This is a genomic window from Acetobacter musti (assembly GCF_011516835.1).
GTDB lineage: Bacteria > Pseudomonadota > Alphaproteobacteria > Acetobacterales > Acetobacteraceae > Acetobacter > Acetobacter musti.
Genome location: NZ_WOTB01000004.1, coordinates 103,781 through 128,834, shown reverse-complemented (window position 1 = coordinate 128,834; position 25,054 = coordinate 103,781). Strand labels below are relative to the sequence as shown.

The window sequence follows — 25,054 nt, the reverse complement described above, 5'->3', positions numbered from 1 at the left end:
ATCTGCCGCGTTTTATCTTGCAGAGCCATTTGCCAGTCACCGCCACACTATCGGGTGGCACCTGCTGCTTTCACCAGAGCGCGGAACTGTTCACGCGTTCCCGACAAAAGACGCCAGTCGCAACGGATCGATATTGATACCCGCAAGTGCCTTGCGCCATTTGACAGCGTGATCCGCTCCGAAGACGATATCCCGTGTTGCCGGCGCAAGCAGCCAGGCAGAGTCACGGGCAATCTCCTCCTCAAGCTGACCGGCGGCCCAGCTCGCATGTCCGAGCGCGAGAAGCGCATCCCGCGGACCTGAACCCGAAGCTATGTCCTTGAGGATTTCCAGGCTGGCGGTCAGACACGTACTGTCATCGACCGTCAGGCTGCCTTCCCCGTTCCAGTCCGAGGAATGGAGAACGAAACCACGTGCTGACTCGACGGGACCACCGGCACACAGCCCTATACGGCGGCGTGGCGGAGCCGGAGCAATGTCGAGCTGCAGCAGGAGATCATCGAAGGCTGGCTGAGGGAGGCGCCTGTTCACTACAATTCCCATTGCGCCGCTGTCAGCGGAGTGAGCACACATATAGATCACCGACTGCGCGAACCCCGTCTCGGACAGGGAAGGCATTGCAATCAGAAGTTGCCCGGTGAACGAATCCTCTGTTCCGCCGGAAGTCAGGGTATCAGTCAGGGATAGAGACATACTCCGAGATATGGTGCGCCCCGCGACATTTGACAACACGGCAACTGACGCGGGCTAATGAACAGGAACGGACGATAGAAGGAGGACACATGATGGTCGGGACAGTTCTGGTCACAGGAGCCACAGCCGGTTTCGGCAAGGCGATTGCTCACCGGCTTGTCAAAGACGGTTATCGTGTGATCGGTACCGGACGCCGCCAGGAACGGCTGGACGAACTGAAAAGCGTGCTTGGTGACGCTTTTCTGCCATTCAGACTTGATATGGATGACACAGCCTCGCTGCGTGCGCTGCCTGACAGTCTGCCGAATGGCTGGCAGACCGTGGATGTGCTGATCAACAATGCAGGCCTCGCGCTTGGCCTCGATCCGGCGCAGACGGCGAATATCGATGACTGGGAGCAGATGATCCGCACCAATGTATCGGGGCTGGTGGAGATCACGAGGGCGCTTCTCCCTGGTATGGTCGACCGTAATAAGGGGCACATTGTTTCAGTCGGCAGCACAGCCGGGACTTACCCTTATCCGGGAGCCAATGTTTACGGCGCAACCAAAGCCTTCGTCTCACAGTTCATGCGCAACCTGCGCTCCGATCTTCTTGGCACCCGCATCCGGGCGACCAACGTGGAACCCGGGCTCTGCGGAGGCAGTGAATTCAGCAACGTTCGTCTTCGCGACGATGCGAAAGCCGCCGATGTCTACAAAGACACACATCCGCTTCTGCCGGAAGACATTGCGGAAACGGTTTCCTGGATCGTGAAACTTCCGGCACATGTCAATATTAACCGCATCGAGATGATGCCGGTCTGCCAGGCATCCGCCGGCCTCGCCGTCAAACACGGTGTGGACTGAGTTCCATCGGAGCTACAGGAGACAGCATACATATGACGGAACACCCCGGAAGCACCGCCGCACCATCCGACATCCGGTCGGCCCTTCTCCAGCGCTTCAGAGTTGGAGAAGAAAAACCATTCCACCTTTCTGATTATGATCCGGCTGATACCGCCGGACTGCCTCTCGACAAAGCTCAGGGCAAAGCTCTGCTGAAGATCGCCAAAAAGCGGCTTTTCGAACTCCAGGAGCTTCTCTACGCCAATGGCACAACATCTCTGCTGATCGTGCTGCAGGGAATGGATGCCGCAGGGAAAGACGGCACAATCAAACATGTCATGTCCGGGGTAAATCCGCAGGGCGTGAGTGTGACGTCTTTCAAACAGCCCGGACCGCAGGAACTTCTGCATGGATTTCTGTGGCGTATCCATATCAACGCGCCCGCAGCCGGACGCATCGTCATTTTCAACAGAAGTCAGTATGAGGACGTCCTCGTCACGCGTGTACACCCGGAGCTTCTTGACCGGGAACATCTGCCCGGCGACGTCGGCACCCCGGCATTCTGGAAAGGGCGCTTCGAGGATATCCGGCATTTCGAGCATTACCTGTCACGCCAGGGTACGCTCATCCTGAAATTCTTTCTCCATATCTCTCGGGAGGAACAGCGCAATCGTCTGCTCGCCCGCCTGGATGATCATGACAAGAGATGGAAATTCTCCGGATCCGACGTGAAAGAACGCGAGTTCTGGGATCAGTATCAGCATGCCTATGAGGAAGCGATCGGCCATACATCCCGGCCTTATGCGCCGTGGTTTGTCGTTCCGGCCAACCATAAATGGTTTGCCCGTCTGACGGTGCTTGAAACCATTATCGGCACGCTTGAAAAACTGGCTCAGAAACCTCCGGTCATGGACCCGGCATTTTCCCATTCTCTTGATACCTGGCGTGCTCAGCTGGGAGAGGAGAAAGAGTAAAAGCAGCGGGAATATCTGAGCCTGCTCCTACAACGAGCCTGACAGGTTCCGGTGCGTCCCGGATGGAAACAGGAAGCGTCTCCACAGAATCACCATCTGCCTGGACCGGCAGATCCTCTGGTGCCGTGATCTCGACACATGAAGCCCGCAAGGATCTTAGACCAGACAGATGGGGCATTTTGCCAAAAGGAAGTAACAGACCTGCCCGCAAAGCCGAAAATGCACCCCCATTTTCAAAAAGCAGCACGGAAAACCCCGGTTCGACCGGCAGCGCGTCCGGTGCCACGAGATAGGGTCCTCCGTAAAAACGTCCCTTGCTCACGATGACACCTGCCGCGTGGTAATCCGTACCATCGACACTCACGCGCAACGATGGAAAACTGTAACGTGATAATTCCCGCAAGGTCTGCAGGACATAGGCGCCACGTCCAAGACAACGTTTGACACCCGGATCGATGTGATCAACGACGTGCGCGTCAAATCCGACCCCCACCATCTGCACAAACAGCCGCATCCAGTCAGCCCTCTGGATGAGACCAGGCCAGAGTGTAACGCTTTCTGCTGAGGTGAGTGCGACAGCGAGGGCTTTTGAATCCGATGGCAGACCAAACTCGTGCGCCAGCACATTCGCCGTTCCCAGCGGAATGATCCCGAGCCGGGCAGCGGAGCCCGTCATACCCGCCACAGTTTCCGCGATGGTGCCGTCGCCACCAGCCGCAACAATCACATCCGCACCGGAACGGGATGCATAACGGGCCAGTTCAGTGGCGTGACCTCCGGACCGTGTTTCAAGGACACGCACTGACACTCCATGATCCATCAGACAATCCAGAACGGCCCAGAGTTTGCCAGCATTCCGGCGACCGGCCGTCGGATTATGGATGACAAACATGACCTTCGGCATCGACTGACTCCATCTCCCACCCGCACTGTCACCGCATCAACGCGAAAACACCAGGGGACGATATGGCTGCTCTGCACAAATCATCGAACTGTCACGTAATTTACGCTGAAGATCACCTATTACCCTGACAGGATTATCAGCCGCACATTGCATGAGCGGGGCGCCATGAGCTTTGATACGCCATTTCCTGGTCTGACGTCGCATCGCACGGTGTTTCTTTCCGATATTCACCTCGGGACGAAAGGAAGTCGGGCGGGACTTGTCGCAGATTTTCTGAAATCTGTTTCCTGTGAAAGACTTTATCTTGTCGGAGACATTATTGACGGCTGGCGGCTGAGACGATCCTGGCACTGGGACGCAGATCATGACGAACTGCTCCGCGTAGTGCTGCGGATGGCGCGACGCGGTACGGACGTTATCTACATTCCCGGAAACCATGACGAGATGTTTCGTTCCTGGCTGCAGATGGAACTTGAAATCGCCTCCGTCCGGCTTCTGCCCCGGGCAGAACATACCGCAGCAGACGGGAAGCGATATCTCGTGATGCATGGCGACGAATTCGACAGCGTCGTACGTTATGCTCCGTTTCTGGCTCTTCTCGGGGACCATGCCTATTCCGCCGCGCTGGTCATGAACCGCTGGATCAATGCCGTCAGACGACGCCTCGGCCTGCCCTATCGCTCGTTTTCCGCCTGGGCCAAAAGACAGGTCAAAGGCGCGGTCAAGGCCATCGACCGGTTTGAGGAAGCGCTCGCGCGCGAGGCGCGCCGGTGCGGTGCTGACGGCGTTATCTGTGGTCATATTCACAGTCCGGAAATCCGGGATATCGACGGCATTACCTATATGAACACCGGTGACTGGGTTGAAAGCTGCACGGCACTTGTTGAAAACCGGAATGGCACTTTTACTCTGATCGACTGGCTCGTGGAGTCGAAAGCTTCCTACACGCAGGCATCTTTTTTTCAGCCTTTTCGTCCCGGCAAAGGCATGACGATGCACGCTGACCAGCGTGAAACAATAACGGAATAATTTTATGACGAAGATCACGTCTTGCGCATTCTGATTGCAACGGATGCCTGGACGCCACAGATCAATGGCGTCGTGCGGACAATGACAACGATCGTCGCCAGTCTGCGTAGCAGGGGACACCAGGTTCACGTCGTCGGACCGGACAGTTTTCTGAGCGTGCCCTGTCCAGGCTATCCGGAAATACCGCTTGCAGTATGCCCCGGACCTCAGTTCGGACGTATTGCCGGCTCATTTCATCCGCAGGCGATCCATATCGTTACGGAAGGACCGGTTGGCTGGGCTGCATGGCGCTGGGCCCGCAGACGCAGACTTCCTTTTACCACTTCGTATCACACGCGGTTTCCGGAGTACATCCAGACCCGGCTCGGCATGGGAGCCGGACCAGCCTACGCAATACTCAGGCATTTTCACAATGCTGCCGGAGCCACACTTGTCGCGACAGCCAGCCTGCAGGAAGATCTGAAAAAACATGGCTTCACCGGTCTCGCTCCCTGGACGAGAGGGGTCGATCTTACACGCTTTTCACCCGAACCCCGGCGCGACTGGAAAGCAGAACGCGGCATTTCCGGGCCTGTTTTCATCAATGTCGGCCGTGTGTCGATTGAAAAAAACATCGACGCCTTTTTGTCGCTTGACCTTCCGGGAACAAAAATCGTCGTCGGCGACGGACCTCATCTTCCGTTTCTGAAAAAAACCTTTCCGAAAACAATCTTTACCGGTCGCCTGCAGGACGACGAACTTTCCTCCGCCTATGCGGGTGGCGATGTTTTTGTCTTCCCCAGTCTGACCGATACATTTGGCCTGGTTGTCCTGGAAGCCCTAGCATGCGGCACCCCTGTTGCCGCCTTTGATGTGACTGGTCCTCGCGACATTCTGGCCTCTGCTCAGGGAAATGTCGGAACTGCCGGCACGGATCTGCGGGAGGCCTGCCTGTCAGCCCTTACGGCCAGGCGGAAAGCCTGTCGTGCGCATGCTGAACGTTTCACGTGGGACGTCTGCACGGATATGTTTGAAAATACCCTGATCCCGTTCGGCTGAACGCAGCCGGCCTGTCAGCGGATCTTTTTCCGGACCCGGACAATCAGCGTGTCCAGCGCGGAAAGAAACCGGGAACGATCAGTCTTCGTGAAGGCAGAACCGCCTGATGTCATCACACCGGCAGACCGAAGGTCGGTCATCAGATCCCGCATTGCCAGCGCCATACCGATCGCATTGCCATCGAGATGCTTTCCCTTCGGATCCAGCACCTCAGCCCCGCATGCCACACAGCGTGAAGCAAGCGGAATATCGGTCGTGATCACCACGTCTCCTGGACCGGCATGCTCAGCGATCCAGTTATCCGCGCAATCGGGGCCAGCCTCGACAATAATCCGTTCGATATCCGGGCTCTGTGGTACCGCAATCATGCGGTTCGAAACCACAGAAACCGGAAGACTGTACCGGGCAGCCACACGATAGACCTCGTCTTTTACCGGACAGGCGTCAGCATCAATGAAAATCCTCGTCATCTCTCTTTCCTGCCGCAGAGAGTCCCTGCAGGTAAAGAGGATGAAAGGAAAAGAGTATCGGTGCCCTCCTGTCTCGCGCCACGAAATGCTAGAATGAATATTCTATGACCGATATGCCTGCCTCCTTTCCCGTACTGCGCCGTCTTCCGGATGATGTGATCAATCGGATTGCCGCTGGTGAAGTGATCGAACGTCCGGCAGCAGCACTCAAAGAACTGGTCGAAAACGCCATCGATGCACACGCACGACGCATCCGGATCGCCATTGTAAATGGTGGCGCGGACCGGATTGTTGTGACCGATGACGGCATCGGAATGACTTCGGACGAACTGGAACTGGCTGTCCAGCGGCATTGCACCTCGAAGCTGACCGATGAGACACTGGTCAGAATCGCCAGTCTTGGCTTTCGTGGTGAAGCGCTGCCTTCCATCGGGGCTGCTGCCCGTCTGACAATCACATCACGGAAAGCTGACAGCGAATGCGCGTGGCGCATCCATGTAGCCGGAGGACAGATTCTGCCGCCGGAACCATGCGCGGGAGCGCCTGGCACCAGTCTTCTTGTGGAAGATCTGTTCTTTGCCACGCCAGCCCGGCGTAAATTTCTGAAAAGCGCCCGCGTTGAAGGCAGGCATGCGGAAACAGCAGTGCGTCGTCTTGCTCTCGCGGCACCAGGCGTCGCCTTCTTTATGGAAATCGATGGACGTTCTGTGCTCGACCGTCCGTCCGAGACACCGGAAGCACGCGCAGCCGCCCTTCTTGGCGTAACGGATGCCGACGGCCTCCTCACACTCAGCGGAGAACGTGGCAACATGCGTCTGACAGGATTCGCCTGCAGCCCTTCGGTGCATCGCCCCACAGCAGCCGGACAGTTCATGCTCGTCAATGGCCGGGCGGTCGTCGATCCTCTGCTGAAGACAGCGATCAGGGTTGCTTACCGTCGTGTCATCGAAGCAGGCAGACACCCTGTCGCGATACTCAGTCTGGCGCTGCCTTATGACCAGGTCGACGTCAACGTCCACCCGGCCAAAACAGAACTGCGCTTCGCAGATGAAGCCGGTGTGCGGTCCCTGGTCATCGGAACGATCGGACGGGCTCTCGGGACCGGCGCTGGTTCAGTCGGCGTGCGGCCGGACTTTACACCACCCCGTACCGCCAGAATTTTTTATCCGCCGGATGAACCTCCCCGCCAGCCCGGATTCGCTGAGCCGGGCCTGGCACTCAGCTCAATACCGACCGCCCGAAGCTTCATGGCTCCCGAAACGCGGCCGGAGTCGTCCCGGCTGAGCGAGCCAGTACAAACGAAAGACATAGAAGATCTGGTGGCCAGTCCGACTCCTGAGTCTGATTACCCGCTGGGCGCACCTGTCGCACAGATTCTCGATACCTATATCATTGCCGTAACCCGCGATGAGAATATGATCCTGGTCGATCAGCACGCGGCTCATGAGCGGCTGACTCACGAGGAACTCCGTCAGCAGTTTCTGGGTGGCACCATCCAGGCGCAACGCCTTCTGGTTCCCGATGTCGTGGAACTGTCCCGAAGTCAGGCGGAACTTCTGGTCTCCCGCACCTCTTCGCTCTCAAAACTCGGAATCGATATTGAAGCCTTCGGCCCGGGAGCGATACTCGTACGTTCGTTACCGGCTCTGCTCGGCAACACATCCCCGGTCGAACTGTTGCGTGATCTGGCCGAAGAACTGGACGCGGATGAATTCGCCACGATCGACGAAACACCGGCACTGGATGCACGACTTGATGCGGTTATCGCGCGCATGGCCTGTCACGGCAGCATTCGTGCGGGTCGAAAACTATCGATCGCCGAAATGAGTGCGCTGCTTCGCCGCATGGAGGCAACTCCACACGCCGGGACCTGTTCTCATGGCCGCCCGACATGGGTCAGAATGACACGGAACGATCTTGAGCTTCTTTTCAGAAGACGCTGAAACAGGTGACCGGATCAGAGTTTTTCAGAGCGCAGAACACCATTTACGTGGCAGTGTCTGCCTGACAGCAGCTCTGGCCTGCAATTCCAGATCAAGAACGAATTTCAGGACAGTTGCTGAGAGACGAATCATATCCTCGGTTGTCTGATCTTCTTCAGCCAGGTTACCGGCACATTGCTGCGCCCAGGCCAGGATAATAGGATCGGTTGACGCAAAACGGGAGACAGATGAATGCAGCGCAGTCAGTTCGACGGTCTTTGGCTGCCGCACGTCGCTGTCCGGGTGATGGTCCTGAAACTCCATTGATATGTCAAACCCTTACGAAAGTCCTTTCGATCCGGCAGAGTGTTACAGAGAAGATTTAGCATCAGGTTAAACATAGTCCGGGGCTGCCAAGACGCTATTTTCTCAGTCGTCCCGTTCTGCGAAAAAAGTCCGTATTTCCGCTGCGGCCGCCGCAATCCCCATTCGCCTCGGCGCGACACCGGCTGGAAACGCACCCAGAAGACGCGATGGTGTCCGCCGGTCCAGCAACACAAATACACCCCTGTCATCACGGGCTCTGATCAGACGCCCGAAAGCCTGCCGAAGACGTAGACGGGCAATTCTGTCATCATAAACTCCGGGCGCTCCATGAGAAAGGTGCATCCTGCGCTCCCGGTGCAGAATATCCGGTCGCGGCCAGGGCACACGTTCAAATGCCACCAACCGCAAAGCGCGGCCAGGCACATCTACCCCGTCCCGCATGGCATCCGTGCCCAGAAGGCAGGAATCCGTTTCGGTTCGAAACACATCGACCAGGGTGGTATTATCCATTGCATCAACATGCTGCGCGTAGAGTGGAATGCCGTTTTCCTCCAGCGGCGCGGCGATTCTGCGATGCACTCCGCGCAGCCTTTCGATCGCTGTAAACAGCCCCAGACCGCCGCCGCCGGACGCCAGAAACAAGGTGCGATAGGCGGCGGCGAGAGCATCGAGATTATCGTGTGCAACGTCATTCACCAGGAAAACCCGTGTCTGCGACGCGTAGTCAAACGGACTGGCCAGCGCCGCACGCAGCGCTGGCATCGGCAGGTGATTTGCGCCCACGCGCGCTTCTGCCGCCTCCCAGATTCGTTCGGCCTCGCCCTCCCGGACCGATCCCGTCTCATCACGCAACGTCGCAGAGGTAATGAGCAGTCCGTGCGCTGGTGCCGCGACGACAGCCGCAAAAGGAATAGTCGGATCAAGCCAGTGCTGGTGCAATCCGACATCCTGCTCGCCACGCCGCTGTCCCTCTCTGGTTTCTGTCCGGATGAACCGGATGAACCGGGGCGTGATCTCACCGTTCTGAGGTTCAGCGACCGTAGCCAGCATGGCCACCCATCCGTCCAGCCGGGAGAGGGCACGGCGCCGGATTGTACGGATCATGGCCTCGATTCGCCCACGGGACGTCGAATCAAGTGTTTCCGTTTCCTCGCGCAACCGCTCCTCAAGACGGGAGACCAATGTTCTCAACGGTTCAGAAATCCTGCCCAGCGCCCGTGCAAGCGTCGTTGCCGCATCGCCGAGACCGGGAATTAGCGGATAAAGGTCACATTCCCTGCTGCCGTACCGTTCGCGCCCGGAGCCCGGTGTGCGGGCCTGAACCTGTTCACGCAGCAGTCTGAGAAAAGTCTCAGTGGGATTGACCGTCACAGGTTCGGATACAACCTGCTGAAGCGGCAACAAAAGCGCAGGCAACATGGTCACAGGCTCCGAATCTTCAGCTACCGGCTCTTTCTCTTCATCTGGCCGGAGACGTGCTGACCAGCCCGGAGCGGGGAGAGCCTTCGCGGCCAGCAGAGCCGCGTCAAGAGGTGTTTCAAGGCGCGGAAAACCGACAACCAGATCGTCAAGCCGTCGCTTCAGCCCGCGCGCCCGCGAGCGGCTGCCTTCGGCACCGAGAAGCCATCGCCGCAGCTCCGCTGCCTCGAGCCCTGAAAGCTCAAGTGCAAATGCACTGTCTGCTGCATCAGCGAGATGGTGACCTTCATCGAAAACATAGCGTGTCGGCAAACCATCCTCGTCCGGAACCGCTTCCTTTTTCTGCTGGCCGCCACCGTCCGGATCTCCCCGTTCCACAGCATGTACACCCTGTATCTGTGCCCAGGCCGCCTGTGACATTACCAATGCATGGTTGGCAATAACGAGATCGGCCTCCTGCGCCCGCCGGATCGAATGTTCGACAAAGCAGCGCTGGTAATGCGGACAGGCCCCATGAATGCATTCTCCCCTGCGGTCTGCCACAGCAAAGACGACACCATGACCAAATATCTCCCCGAACCATCCTGGCAGATCACCGCCAAACAGATCCCCTTCCGCTGATGTCACTCCCCACCGCGCCAGAAGAGCGAGCGCGATCACCGCGGCGTTCCCGCGTGTGGGAGCCACGTTTACGGCCTCTTCCATGTTAAGCAGACAAAGATAGTTTTCACGCCCCTTGCGGACGACGACGTGATGACGTCGAATCGCTGCATCGGGATACAGCCGGGCCGTCTCCGCTTCGATCTGGCGCTGAAGATGTCGTGTGTAAGTGCTGACCCACACAGCACCGCCATTGCGTTCTGCCCAGACACTTGCCGGCGCGATATATCCAAGCGTCTTGCCGGTACCCGTCCCGGCCTCGGCGAGCACAACCTGTGGCAGGCCGGGACTTTCCCGGGGAGCGAAAGCTGTCGTCGCCACATCGGCAAAATCAGCCTGTCCGACGCGGATTTCGGCGCTTGTCCCAAGAAGCAAAGATAAACGTGTACGCGCCTCGGCCGGCGTCACCGGCTTTGATCCCGGCGGAGGCCGACGCGCCGTTTCTTCCCATTTTGGCAGATTACGCCATATACGCAGAGCATCGCCGGGTTGCATGACTTCCTTCGGCAGCGGCGCGCTCACACCAAGCACATCCGTCACCGCCTGGCCCCAGATCCATCCTGCCCTCGCAAGACGTACCGCCAGCGCTGAAACCAGTTCCTGTTCTTCCGTTCCCCTTACTCGTCCCAGATCGGTCAGCAGTCGCGCAACGAGGCGTGGCAGCAGACCGGCTTCAATACGTCCGTCGGCAACATCATCGATATCCAGCGCGAGCGCCAGACCACGTGATGTCGGCACAACCGGACGTGCAGGATGGACGAAAGCGAAGAGTTCAAGCAGGTCAAACCATGGTGAAGGCTGGCCTGGCGCCGATACTCCCAACATTCTGGCTGTGGCGGGGGCATGTACGACAAGCAGAGCGTCTTCCCGTTCCACGAAGCGCCGCGCCATCTCTCTGTCGAGCGACAACACTTCGCCATCCTGCGTCAAACAGGAAAAAAAACCATGCCCTGCGATGAGGGCTGGTGCATCATGAGGAGAAGGCGTTACCGGCGACATTCAGTCCGAGTTTAGACGAAGATCGCCCTGCCGCAATCGGCATATATCAGGCTGCATCGTCAGGTCATTATGAAAGCAGAGATGTCACTCCCGCTTTTCCGGAAACTGGCTAATCGGCGATATTCGCATATTAATGCGTACAGTCCGTATTCAGCCCTTTCTTCGACAATGTTCTGATGCCTCACACGCCCCCATAAATCGTCGTACCTGCATCGTCAGTCATAAATGTAATCACCGTGGTCTGTCCGGCAATCGTGCTGACCACAGGCGTCACACCCCCCTGATATTTTGCCGGGGGCAACGTTACAGTGAATCCTCCTGATGCAGGCTGCCGGAGTATCAGCGTCAGCCGCTGCAAAACGCCCGTTGTGCCGCCAGCAAGTGTCAGAGTCAGTGCCGTGTCAGGAGTTACGTCCCATGTGATGTCGCCTGTTGCGGCGAACGCCAGCGTCAGTCTGGCTCCCGGCTTCGTCACGACGTTCAACGGCACTCCTGAACTTCCGCCGGCGGAACCGGCAATCTGGGATTCGGTCAGAAACGATACAATGGGACCGGCAGCATTCCGGGCTGCGAACTCACGCGGATCAGCTCCTGTCTCCGGCATAATAGGAGAAATGCCAGCCAGTTGATCCGTTATCGAAAGATGACGTTCTTCGTCCATGCATGAAACTTTCTATCAATATAAAGAGAGATCAAAATGAATTTCAAAATAAAAGTCAGATGCATTTAGTTAAATTCAGGCAATCATGTACAGAAACGGATAATATACATGACCCGCATCTATATATTCACCCTTTCTGAGAAAGCGCGAGAAGATCAGAGTTGAGCCACAGTGATGTGCCGTCCCCCGGATCGTCCTGTGGCAAACTCTGCAGCAGTTGCGACATCATTACATTCAGCTGCGCCAGCGTAAGCGCCCCGGATCCGTCACCGCCTCCGGAAGCAGAGGCCAGCATCAGAACGCCATCCACAATTGACAGCGTCTGACCGGCAATAACCTCTGCGCCATCTGCGGTCAGACCAAGAATATCGTCGGCTGCAAAGACTTCTCGTGTCTCGATCAGAAGCGACAATGCTTCAACAGGCACCGTATATGTCTGTCCTGCAGCGATCATCTTCGGCCTTACGCCCCATGATGCAACAGGAGATGCATCAGCTATGAGACTGGAATAGATACGAATACCGGTTACAAGTCCCCAGTCCTCCGTCGCAAGCCCGAAACTATAGGATGAAGAAATGGCTCTGGTCAGCCTGCCATCACCCGGTGACGTGAAGCTGACCGGCTGCCGCACGTAACCATCGCCGCTTGCCTCACTCGCAATATCCGCGGGGCCGTCGATCACGAGTCCCATAAAACCTACAAAGAACGGCACACCTTTCTCTCCTCACAGCATCCTCAACGGGCAGGACAGCCCGGTATATGACAACAATGAAGTTACTATCGCTGTCCCAGAGATTATGTCGTGGCAAAGAAAAGAATGTGCCGGATCTTTTCTGACTCATATCTTCAGAAAAGGCTTCCCGACTGTGCGTCGCAGATCAAAAAGGTGCCTGGCGGGCGAAAGACTGATGCGTTTCGCGTCAATCAGGGTAACCGGCCCTGCGCCTGAAAGTGTGTGAAGCCCGCTTATCCACGGCGCAAAAGAAGCTGGTGCGGCAAGATGACCGCTGACAGAAGCCTGAAATCTGTCGGGTGCAAGATCAGTTATGGTCAGCAGAGAAATCGCGCCGCCATAAGTGCGCGAACAATCCTGAGTCGGCAGCACCAGACCCGCTGCCGTTACAACCGGCGTTCCACCTGGTCGCGCCGAAGCCAGATCGCGGCGCAGAGGATTTCCCGGATGCAGATACCATGGCCCCGTCAGCTTTTCCGCCCAGGCGGCACACAGTAATGACTGTCTTTCCTGCTTATTTCCCGGCGGTGAGAAGAACATCCACCATAAACCGTCATACAGGACCGGAGAAGCATCAATAGCCGCCACCGGAAATAACCAGTCTGTAACCGGCTCCCATCTCGCCGGAAAAGAAACTGCGCGATAAAGCTGCAACGTTCCGGAATTCCACGCTTCGGGAAGCATGAAAATGTCATCGGCATCCTCGATAATCACAGGGTAGGAAAGGTGCCACGGCATACTCAGGACCGTCTGACGCCCGAGAAGCCTCAAATCGGAATCAAACGCCAGATGATCAATTCGCCCATGCCGGTCACGATAATCATAGGCTTCGGCGAAGACATGCAGGATTTCGTCGCGCCAGAATCCGAAAGGATCAGCCAGAAAGCGGAAAGAATGCGTGTCATTCAGCCAGGAGACTGACCGGCCTTCCAGTGTCCCTGCTGACACCAGGTCCCGGACAGGCGCATGCACCGCAGCGCAGCGCCACAGATCGGTCCGCATGAATGGCATAACGCGCCCATTCCTTCGTCAAAGTTCTGCCAGCGTTCCGTCACGCAATGTCACCACGCGATCCATCCGGGCAGCCAGATCGTCATTATGCGTTGCAATCAACGCGCCGAGACCCGAGCTACGGACGGCCCGCAACAGTTCATCGAAGACGATATCAGCAGTTTTCACATCAAGGTTGCCTGTCGGCTCATCCGCCAGAAGCAAGGAAGGTTCGTTCGCCAGTGCGCGCGCGATTGCAACACGCTGTTGCTCACCACCCGACAGTTTGCCAGGAAGATGATCCAGCCTGTGATCAAGTCCGAACAGCCCGAGCAGCCTGTCCGCGCGCGCGCGCGCTGCACGTTGTGATTTTTTTGCGATCATCTGAGGCAGCATAACGTTTTCGCGGGCGGTGAACTCACCAAGCAGATGATGAAACTGATACACAAAGCCAATTTCCGAACAGCGCACTGCCGTACGGTCATTATCGGCAAGGCGCCCGGAATCGCGGCCACTGATCTCGACAGTCCCGCTGTCTGGCCGGTCCAGCAACCCGGCAATATGCAGCAGTGTGGATTTACCGGTACCGGATGGTGCAACAAGCGCGACAATCTCCCCGGCGCACAGAGAAAAGCTGATATCGCGAAGAACGTGCAGTGTCTCATCACCACTGACATAAGATCTCGCTACGTCGCGCAACCGCAGCACCACCTCTCCTGCCGCTTTAACCATGACGCAACGCTTCCACCGGGTCCGTCCGGGCCGCACGCCAGGACGGCCAGAGCGTGGCCAGCAAGGAGAGGATCAGCGCCATGGCGATTACTTCCAGAACCTGTCCCCAGACCAGTTTCGCAGGCAGATGCTCCAGGTAATACACCTCTGGATTAAACAGATTTGTTCCCGTTATTTTCTGAAGAACCTGTCTGATACGCTCGATATTTTCGCAGAAGACGACCCCGGTCAGCGTACCCAGAATTGTTCCTGTAACGCCCACTGACGCACCACACATGAGAAAAATCCTCATGATTGCTCCGCGTGTAGCCCCGAGTGTCCGCAACACCGCTATGTCAGCCGTCTTGTCCTTCACCATCATGATAAGAGACGAAATGACATTGAATGCTGCCACAAGAATAATCAGGGTCAGAATCAGAAACATCACGTTCTGCTCGACCTGAACCGCTCCGAAGAAGGCATTGTTGCTGCTCGTCCAGTCCAGAACCCGGATACGGGGATCACCCAGCGTCTGCTCAATCGCCCGCGTAACGGGCCTGACATTTTCCGCATCCGACGTCATAACAACGATCTGAGATACGGCTCCAGGTTTCTGAAAATACACCTGTGCCGCTGGCAGGGGCAAAAACACGTAGCCAGCGTTGTAATCGTTCACACCGGCGTCAAAGATTGCCACGACCCGGTAAGCCCGCACGCGCGGTATTGTCCCGAATGCTGTCGCGGCGCCATTCGGCGAAACCAGTGTGATTTTTGACCCGATCGACAATCCGGCGCGGTCCGCCAGCGTCACACCTATTGCGATCGCATCATCACCCTGAAAATCGTCAAGAGAACCGGCGATAATCGAAGAACTGATCGCTTTGAGATCCAGCAGACCCTCGCGTGTCATGCCGTGAACGACCCCACCCCCACTGTAAGGTCCGGCACTGAGAAGAACCTGCCCCTCAAGCAGCGGCGTGGCACTCAAGACACCGGGCACCTTGCGAACCTGCGCTGCAACATCTTCGTAATCCGTGATTGAACGCGTCACACCATAGAGCGTGAGATCGCCGTTCAGCCCGAGAATACGTCCCATCAGATCGGAACGGAATCCATTCATCACCGCCATGACGATGATCAGTGTTGCTACACCGAGCGCTATACCGGCAAGGGAAAAAATCGCGATGACCGAGACAAAACGCTCACCCTTCCGGGCCCTCAGATACCGGGCGGCAACGGCACGCTCGAATGATCCGAACATCAGCGACTGATGACTCTGGCCAGCGCCTCATCGGCCGGCAGTTCAAAGCGCTCCCCTGTCGCGCGGCGCTTCAGTTCTACTTTCTGCTCTTTCGCTCCACGCGGTCCGACAATCAGTTGCCACGGGTGCCCCATCAGGTCCGCGTCAGCGAATTTCGCACCAGCCCGATCCGTACGATCGTCATAGAGAAACTGCTCCGGGGCCGCCGCATAAAGCGTCTCGCACAGCGCGTCACAGGTTGCGTCCCCAACTTTCAGATTGATGATCACCGCTTTGAAGGGTGCCACGCTGTCAGGCCAGATAATTCCGGCTTCATCATGGCTGGCCTCGATAATGGCGCCCGCCAGACGCGAGACGCCGATGCCATATGATCCCATTTCCGGATATATCGCCTCACCTTCCGGTCCCGCGACGGAAATATCCATTGCCTTTGTGTATTTGGTGCCGAAATAGAAAATATGCCCGACTTCGATGCCGCGCCCCTCACGGCGCCTGTCGCCTGGCACCTGATCCCAGGCATCTTCATCGTGCTTTTCATCGGTCGCCGCATAGTAGGACGTCACATTCGAGAAGAACTTGTCGAGTGAAACCCTGTCAGCGACATCGACCGGCTCGCCGAGCCAGTCAAGCGTCTCCAGTTCGCCATCATAGAACACCCCGCTCTCGCCCGTGGGAGCCAGAATCAGGAATTCATGACTAAGGTCGCCTCCGATCGGACCGGTATCGGCAACCATAGGCACTGCACGCACGCCAAGACGCTGAAAGGTGCGCAGATACGCCAGCATCATACGACGATAGCTGTCTACGGCCGCCTCATAGCTGACATCGAAACTGTAAGCGTCTTTCATCAGGAATTCGCGACCACGCATCACACCAAAGCGCGGACGAACTTCATCGCGGAATTTCCACTGAATATGATAAAGAACCTGCGGCAGTTCCTTATACGATTTCACGCCCTGACCGAAGAGATCCGTAATCATCTCCTCATTGGTCGGCCCATAAAGCAGATCGCGCTCGTGGCGATCCCGGATACGCAGCATTTCCGGCCCGTAAGCATCATAGCGACCTGAACGCTTCCACAGATCAGCTGATTGCAGTGTCGGCATCAGCACTTCCTGCGCGCCAACCGCGTCCTGTTCTTCCCGGACGATCTGAGCAATATTACGCAGCACGCGAAGCCCTGCCGGAAGCCATGCATAGATTCCGGATGCGGTCTGCCTGATCAGCCCCGCCCGCAGCATCAGCCTGTGCGAGACAATCTGGGCTTCAGAAGGTGTTTCCTTAAGGGTAGGCAGAAAACTGCGTGACAGGCGCATAATGGCGATTCTCGTCCCTGAAAAATGAACCGGCGGATACCGGCCAGATGGAAACGCATGACGACGTGAAGAGCAATGCGTCGGCGAGTCATCCGTGACCGGCATAAACAGGTCAGGCGTCATTAACCGGCATGTTTTGCCCGGTTCGTAAGCCGCCTATCTCCCACGACGACCCCCGATGCAAGCATCATTGTGCATACCATCACACACACCGGCTTGTGATCACATGCCTGCTTGCATCGAAGGCAGATAGTGGTAGATTTATATGAAATAAGAATAAGAAAAATACGATCACTAAATGAGAATGGCGCTCCGGATTATCGGAGCGCCATTCTCATTTTTATCAATGTCAGACCCGCAGCACATGCACATCCACAAGCGGACGCTTCTGAATCTTCCGACCCAGCGCACGACGCAGAGCCGTTTTCGCAGCTTCACGGAATGACTGATCATCCATCCGCAATTCATCCGGAATTTCGTCTATTGCGTTGGCAAATTCTTCACGAACGCGAATACTTTCCGGCTCATCAGCATCAAGCAGACCGGGAGCGCTGACCTTCGGTTCACCAATCACATAGCCTTCATCATCCACCGCAAAACTTGCAAGAACGATGCCATTGAAAAGCATCTTTCGTCGTGCTGCCAGAACGTCGCCGTTCATGGCAAGCAGCCTGTTGCCGTCCACAGCAAGGCGACCAGTCGGCGCCGTATCAATCACCTCAACCGCACCGGGCGCCAGATTCAGGATATCGCCATCTTCCAGCAAAATCGCTGAAATGCCCTTTTCCTGCGCAAGTGCCGCATGAGCAGTCAGATGACGCCACTCGCCATGCGTCGGAACCGCATATTGCGGCCGGATAAGATCATACATCGTCCGGACATCGTCCCCGGTCGCATGACCGGAACAATGAACCATCGCATCACGGTCAGTCAGCACCGTTACACCACGACGCGTGAGGTTATCCTGCACCTGCATGATCGCCCGCTCATTACCGGGAATCATACGGCTGGAATAAATAACGGTGTCACCCTCACCAAGCGCCACGTTCGGATGAACATCCGACGCAATACGGGACAATGCCGAGCGAGGCTCACCCTGACTCCCCGTAATGATCATCACAACCTGATCATCCGGCAGGTCATTCACCTCCTGCTCGGCCAGGAACGGCAGCACACCGGACAAATAGCCGCATTCACGCGCCGCGACGTCGAGATTTCGCAGTGAACGCCCGACCAGCACCACGGTGCGACCAGCCGCCTGCGCCGCCATAGCGATCGTCTCCACACGCGCAACATTGGACGCAAAACAGGTAACAGCAATACGCCCCTTCAAAGAGCCGATCAGTGCTGTCATGCCCTCCCGAACTTCGGCCTCAGACCGCGAGGGACCCTGCGTCATGACATTCGTACTGTCACCAACCAGCGCAAGGACACCTTCGTCACCGATCTCACGAAGCCGCTCAATATCCGTCGGCGGTCCGACAAGCGGCGTTGGATCAAGCTTCCAGTCGCCCGTATGAACAATCAGACCGTGCGCCGTCCGTATTGCAAGGGCCTGCGCTTCAGGCACGGAATGTGTAACCGGGATGAACTCGATATCGAATGGCCCGACATTGAAACGGCCGCCACATCTGATCGTATGGATCTTAACTTTCTGATCCAGCCGGGCCTCTCCCAGCTTGCGGCGCAACACCACACTGGCAAAAGGCGTCGCGTAGACCGGACATTGCAGTCGTGTCCAGAGATGTGCAACGGCACCGATATGATCTTCGTGTGCATGCGTGATGACCAGACCAGCGAGCTTCTCGCGCCGCTCCATGATAAATGTCGGATCCGGCGTCAGAATCTCGGCCTCAGGCGTGTCGTTTCCCGAAAATCCGATTCCGCAGTCGATTGCAAGCCATGTATCGTCCAGCCTGTACAGGTTGAGATTCATGCCAATCTCACCCGTTCCGCCAAGAGGCAGAAAGGCAAGACCGCCGTCCTTTTCTGTCATTTCTGAAAATTATCCTTCTATTGAATGGTCTCTGTCATGGCCCAGAACCGGCTCGGGATTCCTCTCGGCCAGAAAGCGCAGTCCGTTGATCGTCAGTTGCGAATCGATATGCTCGAAAACGCTGGTTCCCTCCGAGAAGAGCGGAGCCAGACCACCGGTCGCCAGCACCTTCATCGGCGCTCCAAACTCCCGCCTGATCCTCTCAACAATCCCCTCAACCAGCCCTATATACCCCCAGAACACACCAGACCGCATTGCCGCGTTCGTGTTCTTCCCAATGACCAGCCCGCCTTCAGGGCGCCCCACACCGATTCGTGGTAATCGTGCCGCCGCACTGTGCAACGCTTCGACCGAGAGATTGATCCCCGGCGCGATAACGCCCCCCTGATAACTTCCGTCCCCGCCCACCACATCAAATGTAGTCGCAGTCCCGAAATCAATGACGATCAGCGGACCGCCATACATCCGATGCGCTGCCAGCCCGTTCAGCAGCCGGTCCACCCCGATTTCTCCCGGATTATCGAGTGCAATCCGGAACCCCCAGTCGAGACGAGCCGATGCAATCAGTGGTTCAACCCCAAAATACCGGCGGCACACCTGCCGTAAGTGATAAAGGGCAGCAGGCACGACGGTACCAACGACAGCATGACAGACATCTGTCGCCGACAGCCCTTCGATCTCAAGCAGCATCCTCAGCCATACAGCGTATTCGTCGCTTGTACGCTGAGTCTGCATCGAAATGCGCCACGACCCACGCCATCTCTCACCATCATGGACAGCGAAGACAACGTTCGTGTTACCGGCATCAATGACCAGAAGCACAATCGGCTTCCATTTTCCTCAACGAGAAATCACCATAAAAAATTTCACCGGTCACAAAACGTTCCCGCTTCCCTTCCCGATCCAGAAGCAGTTCCCCGCCCTCACCCAGGCCCATAAACAGACCGTGAGAATAGGTTTTTCCGTCACTGACCACAAGAGGCGAGCCGATCGGCAGCGAACGGGCAAGCCAGGCTCGCTTTATTACGTCAAAACCATCCCGCTGAAAGATACGTCTCCAGTGCGTCAGGCGCTCCAGAATACGCGGCGCGATAATGTGCGGATCGCATATGGGTACATGCTCCGCCAGACAGGCGAGGTGACGTCCACTGATCCGCGGTGAGCACACGAGATTGGCACCAAAGCCAATCACAACATGTTCCGCAGGAGTGCCGTCAACCTCGACGAGCAATCCTCCCAGCTTGCGCCCATCCAGCAGCACATCGTTTGGCCACTTGATACGCAGTCGATGCGAAATACTCTCGTTCGCCAGCCCGTCATAAAACGCCACCGCCGCGATAAACGCCCAGAATGTATTACCGGCCCGCTCTGTATCATCAGGCCGCAGCAACACGGAAAGTGCCAGGCTGTCACCCGGATCAGCCCATATACGTCCCCGACTCCCGCGAGCCCGGGTCTGGCTGAGCGCCAGAATCGCGAGCCCGTCAGCCTCGCCTTTTCCGGCCCGCTCTATGCAGGCATCCGAAGTAGACGGCAGTTCATCATAACACTCGAAACGCCACGATGACGGCTCTGATATCACCGGTCTTCCGTTTCCAGCCCCATGCCGGGGTATCATGCTCTAACTGGCAAGCGCCTGAGCCGCAGCCTGAGCCGCAGCGCTGATCGGCCCAAGACCAATCAGAAACAGCACCGTTGCAAGCCCCATCGCGACAGAAACGAACGACACAGAAGGCGCTGGCCGGTCGAATGGCGCTACTGCAGGATCAAAATAAACCACCTTCACCAGCCGCAGATAATAGAATGCTCCGACAATCGCTGAGACCGCTCCGACCGCGACCAGAGGATACAGGCCAGCGTGCCACGCCGCCGCAAAGACCATGAACTTGCCAAAGAACCCGGCCATCGGAGGTACTCCGATCATACTGAACATGCAGACCGCAAGAATCAGCGCAAGACAGGGGTTGTTTCGTCCCAGCCCGGCCAGATCCGAGATTTCCGTTACCTCATGACCACGACGCCGCATTGCCGTGATAACGCCGAACGTCCCGGCATTCATCACCAGATAGGCCGAAAGATAAACCAGCGTCCCGGTGGTTCCGGCAGGAGATGCGGCCGCCAGCCCCATCATGGCGTAACCCATATGACCTATGGAAGAATAAGCCATCAGCCGTTTGATATTGCGCTGTGGAATAGCGGCAAAAGAACCAAACAGCATCGACAGAGCCGCAATGACTTCTATCAGGAGCTGCCAGCGCAATGACATTGCGCCAAACGGGCCACTCATAATACGCAGGATAAGAGCGAAAGCCGCGAATTTCGGCGCTCCAGCCATGTACGCCGTCACAGGCGTGGGAGACCCCTGGTAAACGTCCGGCGTCCACATATGGAATGGCACGGCGGAAAGTTTAAAGGCCAGCCCGACAATGATGAATACTGTGCCGATCACCAGTCCGAGAGGCACTATACCCGAGTTGTTAATTTCTGCCGCAATCGGAGCGTAATCCATCGTACCGGCATAACCGTAAACCAGCGACATGCCGTAAAGCAGCAGCCCTGACGCCAGCGACCCCAGAATGAAATATTTCAATCCGGCCTCCGCCGCCGCCGGACGATCACGTTCAGTCGCACAGAGAACATAAATCGACAGGGAGGATAATTCGAGCCCGACGAACAGGGTCATCAGACTGGAGGACGATGCCATCACCATCGCACCGAGCGTCGAGAACAGCACGAGGACCGGCATTTCAAATGGCAGCCTGCGCCGCCCGTCTGAGTAACCAACTGACAATGCTATCGCCGCCACACCACCGATAATAGCCAGCAGTTTGATGAATCGTGAAAATGCGTCAACTACGAACATGCCGTTATAAGCAATGCCATCCTGCTCCCCGGCCACCAGGAAACCGGTGACCACAAACGCACCGATACTGAGCATCGCACACGGCAGGAATGCCTCGTCCTTCTTCTGCAGCACGCCCGCCGCAAGAATAACAAGAGCACATAATGCCAGCACCAGCTCCGGCAGGCTGAGTAACCAGTTCATCGCCTATTCTCCCCGATGCCAGCACTAAAAAGTTTCCGAAATTCTGTCATTGGAAGAACACCACTGTGGTTACGAGAACCACCAGCCCGACCAGCATCGTCAGCGCATATACCGCAATCGATCCGGTCTGAGTACGGGTCGCGACAACCGCGCTGTCCCAGGTCACCCGGGCAAGTCCGACAGGAACTTTCTCGACCATTCCCTCATCGACCCCTTTCCACAGCGACCGTGCAATCGCGCGATAAGGACGAACAAAGATGTGGTCGTACAATTCGTCGAAATACCACTTATTGAGCAGAAACAGATACGCAGGACGGAAAGACGCGGCGAGCGAGGAAGGAAGCTCCGGACGCGCGATATACAACACGTAGGCCACACCGATTCCGAGCAGTCCGACGACACTCGGCATCAGTCCGACCAGCATCGGAACGTCCTCAAGTGACGCGATAACCGTATTCCCGGGCGCATTGAAAATTGCCCCCCCCCAGAATGCCGCCTGCCTGCCACCAATATAGAACGGGACGAGCGCTAGGCCGGCGGCGATCGCGCCGAGCGACAGCAGCACGACCGGCACGAGCATGACAGGCGGACTTTCATGCGCGCCTTCATGCAGATGTACGTCACGGGGCTGGCCGTGAAACACCAGGAAAATCAGACGCCAGCTATAGAAAGCGGTAATGAAAGCCGTGACTGTACCCATAATCCAGCCATAAGTGCCGACACCGCTATGTGAGACCCAGGCCGCATTCAGGATTGCGTCCTTTGACCAGTATCCCGCGAAGGGAAACACACCCGCCAGCGCGAGACTGCCGATCCACATCATCGCATAGGTGACAGGGATTTTTTTCCACAGGCCGCCCATGCGGAACATATCCTGCTCATCATGCACGGCATGAATGACGCAGCCGGCGCCAAGGAACAGCAGCGCCTTGAAGAAGGCATGGGTCGTCAGGTGGAATGCGGCTGCCTGGTAGGCGCCGACACCCACGGCCATGAACATGTAGCCAAGCTGGGAGCAGGTGGAATAAGCGATCGTCCGCTTGATATCCGGCTGCACCATGCCGACGGTTGCGGCGAAGAAACAGGTCGTGGCGCCGATCAGAACGATGAAGATCCGGGTGTCGGGGGCGAACTCCACCAGAGGCGACATGCGCGCCATCAGGAAGACGCCAGCCGTGACCATCGTTGCGGCGTGGATCAGTGCGGAAACCGGCGTCGGGCCTTCCATCGCGTCCGGGAGCCATGTGTGCAGGAAGAGCTGCGCGGACTTACCCATTGCTCCGATGAAGAGGAGGGTCGCGATAATTTCCAAGATCGAATGCGTCGAGCCGAAGAGCTGATAGCCCGTCTGGACCTGATCAGGCACCATGGCGAAGATATCGTCGTACTGAACTGTGCCGAATGTCACGAAGATCAGGCCGATTCCCACAAGGAAAAACAGATCGGCGATACGGTTGACGACAAATGCCTTGATCGCGGCAGCGGTAGCGGAGGGTTTGTTATACCAGTACCCGATCAGCAGATAACTCGCGAGACCGACGCCTTCCCAGCCGAAAAACAGCTGGATCAGATCGTTCGATGACACGAGCATCAGCATCGCGAACGTAAACAGCGAGAGGTACGAGAAGAAGCGGTAACGCGGCATTGAGTCGTGCGCCATGTACCCCAAGCTGTAGATGTGGACGAGCAGCGACACTGTCAGCACCATGGCTGTCATCGTCACCGACAGCGTGTCGAACCGTAGGGCCCAGTTCGCGTGGAATGAACCGGCGTCGACCCAGTGCGCCAGAAGCGCGACGCCCGGCATTCCGCCGGAGACCATGCCGCCCATCAGCGCGCCGTAGCTGCAGAGCGTCGCCATACCCATGAAGAGAATGGTGACCGCCTGGGCCGGGCCGTCGCCGATGCGACGCCCCGCCAGCCCGGCGATGACCGCACCACCGGCCGGCGCCAGCACGGCAATCGCGAAAAGGATCAGTGCCGCCTGCATGTCCGCTCAGCCTTTCATCGTCGCAACGTCCTCGACCTGAATCGAGCCACGGTTGCGGAAATAGACAGTGAGGATGGCGAGACCAATCGCCGCTTCAGCCGCCGCGATCGTCAGGGTGAACAGGACCATCACCTGACCGGAGAGGTCACCGAAGGCTCCGGAAAACGCCACGAAATTAAGATTCGCCGAAAGCAGGATCAGTTCCATCGACATCATGATGATGATGATGTTTTTCCTGTTCAGGAAAATACCGAACACACCGAGCACCAGGAGTGCCGCGCTGACGGTCAGAAACGGACCGAGTCCGATCTGGGCGATCGCGGAATTCATTTCGCCTCTCCTTCTCCGCTGTCTGACGACGGAATCCCGTAAGACCCCGGAACAGCAGTGTCGTAGTACGATCCCGGTGGGCGTAGAAAGCCACCATTGGCGGTCGTTCCGTTGCCAAGCGGAAGATCAAGCATCTCCAGCGTATCTTCCCGCATACGGCCGTGCTGCCTGTCGATCCGCTGACGACGTCCCGTTGGTTTCTCCCGCAGCGTCAATGTAATCGCACCGATCATTGCGACGAGCAGAATCAGACCGCAAAGCTGAAACAGCAAAATATAATGCGTGTAGATCAGGGTCCCCAGCGCGGCCGTATTGGTCATTGGACCACCCGGCTCACCGAGACCGCCCGTGATCGGCGCTGGCACTGCCGGCGATGTGACCCAGTGCAGGCCGGCCATCACCAGTTCCGCAAACAGAACGCAGCCAACCGCAGCCCCGAAAGGAGCATAACGCTGCAACCCTTCCCGCATCTTCGTGAAATCGATGTCGAGCATCATCACGACAAACAGGAACAACACGGCAACAGCGCCCACGTAAACGATGACCAGGATCATCGCGAGGAATTCTGCTCCGGCAACGAGGAAAAGACCCGCCGCGTTAAAGAAGCCCAGAATCAGAAACAGGACCGAGTGAACCGGATTGCGCGCACTGATCACCATTGCCGCTGAAGCGACAAGCACAGTGGCAAAGACATAGAAAACCAGCTGAATCATTCCGGTTCTCCTCCGGCACGAAGGACAGAATCCTTCAGGATAACA

The 25,054-nt window shown here is 57.1% G+C and carries 23 protein-coding genes; 5 read left to right on the top strand and 18 right to left on the bottom strand.

Annotated features, from left to right (window positions below; genetic code table 11):
* Window positions 1-90: 90 nt before the first annotated feature.
* Entirely contained in the window at window positions 91-693 is a 603-nt protein-coding gene (locus GOB93_RS04645; RefSeq protein WP_173582326.1) for a YqgE/AlgH family protein, read from the bottom strand.
* Window positions 694-785: 92 nt separating this feature from the next.
* Here GOB93_RS04645 and GOB93_RS04640 point away from each other — a divergent pair, with 92 nt between their 5' ends.
* Window positions 786-1,541 carry an SDR family NAD(P)-dependent oxidoreductase gene (locus GOB93_RS04640; RefSeq protein WP_173582398.1) on the top strand — a complete coding sequence of 252 codons (756 nt, stop codon included), beginning with the start codon at window positions 786-788 and terminating at the stop codon, window positions 1,539-1,541.
* Window positions 1,542-1,573: 32 nt separating this feature from the next.
* Entirely contained in the window at window positions 1,574-2,494 is a 921-nt protein-coding gene (locus GOB93_RS04635) for a polyphosphate kinase 2 family protein (RefSeq protein WP_173582325.1), read from the top strand.
* Here the strand turns inward: GOB93_RS04635 and GOB93_RS04630 are convergent.
* Window positions 2,427-3,398, bottom strand: a complete 972-nt coding sequence (locus GOB93_RS04630; RefSeq protein WP_242010536.1) for a diacylglycerol/lipid kinase family protein — start codon at window positions 3,396-3,398, stop codon at window positions 2,427-2,429. The genes GOB93_RS04635 and GOB93_RS04630 overlap by 68 nt on opposite strands.
* Before the next feature lie 165 nt (window positions 3,399-3,563).
* Between GOB93_RS04630 and GOB93_RS04625 the strand changes: the two genes are divergently transcribed.
* Both GOB93_RS04625 and GOB93_RS04620 read left to right on the top strand, forming a co-directional pair.
* Window positions 3,564-4,427 carry a UDP-2,3-diacylglucosamine diphosphatase gene (locus GOB93_RS04625; RefSeq protein ID WP_173582324.1) on the top strand — a complete coding sequence of 288 codons (864 nt, stop codon included), beginning with the start codon at window positions 3,564-3,566 and terminating at the stop codon, window positions 4,425-4,427.
* A 21-nt stretch (window positions 4,428-4,448) separates the two neighbouring features.
* Window positions 4,449-5,465 (top strand): glycosyltransferase family 4 protein, encoded by a 1,017-nt coding sequence (locus GOB93_RS04620; protein WP_173582323.1) that lies wholly within the window; start codon window positions 4,449-4,451, stop codon window positions 5,463-5,465.
* A 14-nt stretch (window positions 5,466-5,479) separates the two neighbouring features.
* Here GOB93_RS04620 and GOB93_RS04615 read toward each other — a convergent pair whose 3' ends face one another.
* Window positions 5,480-5,935, bottom strand: coding sequence for a YaiI/YqxD family protein (locus GOB93_RS04615; protein ID WP_173582322.1), 456 nt, complete (start codon window positions 5,933-5,935; stop codon window positions 5,480-5,482).
* Between the two features lie 104 nt (window positions 5,936-6,039).
* On the opposite strand from GOB93_RS04615, the gene mutL reads away from it, so the two are divergent.
* On the top strand, window positions 6,040-7,878 hold the full coding sequence (gene mutL / locus GOB93_RS04610) for a DNA mismatch repair endonuclease MutL (protein ID WP_173582321.1): 1,839 nt from the start codon (window positions 6,040-6,042) through the stop codon (window positions 7,876-7,878).
* Window positions 7,879-7,902: 24 nt separating this feature from the next.
* On the opposite strand, the gene GOB93_RS04605 is transcribed toward mutL, so the two are convergent.
* The 15 genes from GOB93_RS04605 to GOB93_RS04535 form a co-directional block, all read right to left on the bottom strand.
* On the bottom strand, window positions 7,903-8,148 hold the full coding sequence (locus tag GOB93_RS04605) for a hypothetical protein (protein ID WP_338422291.1): 246 nt from the start codon (window positions 8,146-8,148) through the stop codon (window positions 7,903-7,905).
* Window positions 8,149-8,286: 138 nt separating this feature from the next.
* A complete protein-coding gene (locus GOB93_RS04600; protein ID WP_173582319.1) occupies window positions 8,287-11,262 on the bottom strand; it encodes an ATP-dependent DNA helicase in 2,976 nt (991 codons plus the stop codon).
* Window positions 11,263-11,443: 181 nt separating this feature from the next.
* Window positions 11,444-11,923: a hypothetical protein gene (locus tag GOB93_RS04595; RefSeq protein ID WP_173582318.1), complete on the bottom strand. Its 480-nt coding sequence runs from the start codon at window positions 11,921-11,923 to the stop codon at window positions 11,444-11,446.
* A gap of 127 nt (window positions 11,924-12,050) precedes the next feature.
* Entirely contained in the window at window positions 12,051-12,635 is a 585-nt protein-coding gene (locus tag GOB93_RS04590) for a hypothetical protein (protein WP_173582317.1), read from the bottom strand.
* A 126-nt stretch (window positions 12,636-12,761) separates the two neighbouring features.
* On the bottom strand, window positions 12,762-13,667 hold the full coding sequence (locus GOB93_RS04585; RefSeq protein ID WP_173582316.1) for a glucosamine inositolphosphorylceramide transferase family protein: 906 nt from the start codon (window positions 13,665-13,667) through the stop codon (window positions 12,762-12,764).
* Window positions 13,668-13,685: 18 nt separating this feature from the next.
* The gene (locus GOB93_RS04580) at window positions 13,686-14,378 is read right to left on the bottom strand and encodes an ABC transporter ATP-binding protein (RefSeq protein WP_173582315.1); all 693 of its coding nucleotides are present in this window, start codon (window positions 14,376-14,378) and stop codon (window positions 13,686-13,688) included.
* Window positions 14,371-15,618: a lipoprotein-releasing ABC transporter permease subunit gene (locus GOB93_RS04575; RefSeq protein WP_173582314.1), complete on the bottom strand. Its 1,248-nt coding sequence runs from the start codon at window positions 15,616-15,618 to the stop codon at window positions 14,371-14,373. Before GOB93_RS04575 ends, GOB93_RS04580 begins: the two co-directional genes overlap by 8 nt.
* On the bottom strand, window positions 15,618-16,934 hold the full coding sequence (proS, locus tag GOB93_RS04570) for a proline--tRNA ligase (RefSeq protein WP_173582313.1): 1,317 nt from the start codon (window positions 16,932-16,934) through the stop codon (window positions 15,618-15,620). The genes GOB93_RS04575 and proS overlap by 1 nt, the downstream gene beginning before the upstream one ends.
* Window positions 16,935-17,283: 349 nt before the next feature.
* On the bottom strand, window positions 17,284-18,930 hold the full coding sequence (locus GOB93_RS04565; protein ID WP_173582312.1) for a ribonuclease J: 1,647 nt from the start codon (window positions 18,928-18,930) through the stop codon (window positions 17,284-17,286).
* A gap of 9 nt (window positions 18,931-18,939) precedes the next feature.
* Window positions 18,940-19,752: a type III pantothenate kinase gene (locus GOB93_RS04560; RefSeq protein WP_173582311.1), complete on the bottom strand. Its 813-nt coding sequence runs from the start codon at window positions 19,750-19,752 to the stop codon at window positions 18,940-18,942.
* Window positions 19,736-20,512 carry a biotin--[acetyl-CoA-carboxylase] ligase gene (locus GOB93_RS04555; protein WP_173582310.1) on the bottom strand — a complete coding sequence of 259 codons (777 nt, stop codon included), beginning with the start codon at window positions 20,510-20,512 and terminating at the stop codon, window positions 19,736-19,738. The genes GOB93_RS04560 and GOB93_RS04555 overlap by 17 nt, the downstream gene beginning before the upstream one ends.
* A gap of 39 nt (window positions 20,513-20,551) precedes the next feature.
* Window positions 20,552-21,976, bottom strand: coding sequence for an NADH-quinone oxidoreductase subunit NuoN (nuoN, locus tag GOB93_RS04550; RefSeq protein ID WP_173582309.1), 1,425 nt, complete (start codon window positions 21,974-21,976; stop codon window positions 20,552-20,554).
* A 46-nt stretch (window positions 21,977-22,022) separates the two neighbouring features.
* On the bottom strand, window positions 22,023-23,966 hold the full coding sequence (gene nuoL, locus GOB93_RS04545) for an NADH-quinone oxidoreductase subunit L (RefSeq protein ID WP_173582308.1): 1,944 nt from the start codon (window positions 23,964-23,966) through the stop codon (window positions 22,023-22,025).
* 6 nt (window positions 23,967-23,972) lie between these two features.
* Entirely contained in the window at window positions 23,973-24,296 is a 324-nt protein-coding gene (gene nuoK / locus GOB93_RS04540) for an NADH-quinone oxidoreductase subunit NuoK (protein WP_173582307.1), read from the bottom strand.
* The gene (locus GOB93_RS04535; protein ID WP_173582306.1) at window positions 24,293-25,009 is read right to left on the bottom strand and encodes an NADH-quinone oxidoreductase subunit J; all 717 of its coding nucleotides are present in this window, start codon (window positions 25,007-25,009) and stop codon (window positions 24,293-24,295) included. Before GOB93_RS04535 ends, nuoK begins: the two co-directional genes overlap by 4 nt.
* Window positions 25,010-25,054 lie beyond the last annotated feature (45 nt).

What these genes read in the sequence shown, in the direction of transcription:
- GOB93_RS04645 (WP_173582326.1), bottom strand. Translation starts at nt 693, where the DNA reads ATGTCTCTATCCCTGACTGATACCCTGACTTCCGGCGGAACAGAGGAT.
- GOB93_RS04640 (WP_173582398.1), top strand. Translation starts at nt 786, where the DNA reads ATGGTCGGGACAGTTCTGGTCACAGGAGCCACAGCCGGTTTCGGCAAG.
- GOB93_RS04635 (WP_173582325.1), top strand. Translation starts at nt 1,574, where the DNA reads ATGACGGAACACCCCGGAAGCACCGCCGCACCATCCGACATCCGGTCG.
- GOB93_RS04630 (WP_242010536.1), bottom strand. Translation starts at nt 3,398, where the DNA reads ATGCCGAAGGTCATGTTTGTCATCCATAATCCGACGGCCGGTCGCCGG.
- GOB93_RS04625 (WP_173582324.1), top strand. Translation starts at nt 3,564, where the DNA reads ATGAGCTTTGATACGCCATTTCCTGGTCTGACGTCGCATCGCACGGTG.
- GOB93_RS04615 (WP_173582322.1), bottom strand. Translation starts at nt 5,935, where the DNA reads ATGACGAGGATTTTCATTGATGCTGACGCCTGTCCGGTAAAAGACGAG.
- mutL (WP_173582321.1), top strand. Translation starts at nt 6,040, where the DNA reads ATGACCGATATGCCTGCCTCCTTTCCCGTACTGCGCCGTCTTCCGGAT.
- GOB93_RS04600 (WP_173582319.1), bottom strand. Translation starts at nt 11,262, where the DNA reads ATGTCGCCGGTAACGCCTTCTCCTCATGATGCACCAGCCCTCATCGCA.
- GOB93_RS04595 (WP_173582318.1), bottom strand. Translation starts at nt 11,923, where the DNA reads ATGGACGAAGAACGTCATCTTTCGATAACGGATCAACTGGCTGGCATT.
- GOB93_RS04585 (WP_173582316.1), bottom strand. Translation starts at nt 13,667, where the DNA reads ATGCCATTCATGCGGACCGATCTGTGGCGCTGCGCTGCGGTGCATGCG.
- GOB93_RS04580 (WP_173582315.1), bottom strand. Translation starts at nt 14,378, where the DNA reads ATGGTTAAAGCGGCAGGAGAGGTGGTGCTGCGGTTGCGCGACGTAGCG.
- GOB93_RS04575 (WP_173582314.1), bottom strand. Translation starts at nt 15,618, where the DNA reads ATGTTCGGATCATTCGAGCGTGCCGTTGCCGCCCGGTATCTGAGGGCC.
- proS (WP_173582313.1), bottom strand. Translation starts at nt 16,934, where the DNA reads ATGCGCCTGTCACGCAGTTTTCTGCCTACCCTTAAGGAAACACCTTCT.
- GOB93_RS04565 (WP_173582312.1), bottom strand. Translation starts at nt 18,930, where the DNA reads ATGACAGAAAAGGACGGCGGTCTTGCCTTTCTGCCTCTTGGCGGAACG.
- nuoN (WP_173582309.1), bottom strand. Translation starts at nt 21,976, where the DNA reads ATGAACTGGTTACTCAGCCTGCCGGAGCTGGTGCTGGCATTATGTGCT.
- nuoL (WP_173582308.1), bottom strand. Translation starts at nt 23,966, where the DNA reads ATGCAGGCGGCACTGATCCTTTTCGCGATTGCCGTGCTGGCGCCGGCC.
- nuoK (WP_173582307.1), bottom strand. Translation starts at nt 24,296, where the DNA reads ATGAATTCCGCGATCGCCCAGATCGGACTCGGTCCGTTTCTGACCGTC.
- GOB93_RS04535 (WP_173582306.1), bottom strand. Translation starts at nt 25,009, where the DNA reads ATGATTCAGCTGGTTTTCTATGTCTTTGCCACTGTGCTTGTCGCTTCA.